Raw genomic sequence first — 453 nt, 5'->3', positions numbered from 1 at the left:
TCTGAAAATCACTTGACTATGTCATTATTTTCTGCTAACTTCGCCAAACTGTTATACGTTATCAACGTTTTGATAGTGAAACTCTCAACGATGTCAATCGTACAGTTTGAGTCGAAACTTCCATAAAAGTCTCTTTCATTAGTATTTTAAAAATTGTACTTAATCCTATCTTTAATGAGTCCGAAAATGTTTATTTGGAACCCAAAAGGCTGATCATATTAAATACAACGGGTTAGTATAACGAAAGTTGCGAGTTTTAAATTGCAATTTTCGGTTGTTTAAATATAATATTTTTTAGATTTAGAAACATTCTAATTTACAGAAATAAGCAATTTTGGTTATACATTGTTGTGCCCAGTTATTAATTTGTACTTAGTTTTATTCTTTTCCCCGATTTTTTTAAATAAATTTAATTCTGCCCCTTTTTTTAAATCTCTACTTGCAGTTGCAGAA

The 453-nt window shown here is 28.9% G+C and carries 1 pseudogene; it reads right to left on the bottom strand.

Features of this window, described 5'->3' with window-relative positions:
- Nucleotides 1-338 precede the first annotated feature (338 nt).
- Nucleotides 339-453 (bottom strand): annotated as a pseudogene (locus tag HGB55_RS15560) (Fic family protein); the annotation flags it as partial.

Origin of the sequence: Lutibacter sp. B1, from assembly GCF_012524075.1 — a bacterium.
Classification (GTDB): domain Bacteria; phylum Bacteroidota; class Bacteroidia; order Flavobacteriales; family Flavobacteriaceae; genus Lutibacter.
The sequence above is the reverse complement of the archived record's forward strand: the minus strand, read 5'-3'. Positions and strand labels throughout refer to the sequence as shown.